The following is a 248-nucleotide window of genomic DNA, read 5'->3' as shown; positions in this document are numbered from 1 at the left end:
GCGCCCAGGTGAGCGTGCCGCCGAGATCGCTGCCGCCGACGCGACCGTTGAAGTTCTCGTAGCGGAAGGTGCTCGCATGCGGCTTGAAGTTGCCGATCAAGCGCCCTTCGGTCGCGTACGGCGGCGTATCGGGCAGCGTGATGCCGGTGAGCTGGTAAAGGTGCGACATCGACGTGCCCTGCAGCCACAGCCGCAAGTCGAGCGCGGCGAGATGCATCGGGTCGGTCAGCGTGCCGACGATCGCGAGC

At 67.3% G+C, this 248-nt stretch carries 1 protein-coding gene; it reads right to left on the bottom strand.

The window, feature by feature from the left end:
• A partial coding sequence (locus tag AC1RPV_RS08125) for an AsmA family protein (protein WP_481764256.1) occupies nucleotides 1-248 on the bottom strand: 248 nt, incomplete at both ends.

It is taken from the genome of Dellaglioa sp. CoH-55-MRSF-9, from assembly GCF_056782155.1.
This window is presented reverse-complemented; position numbering and strand designations above follow the sequence as displayed.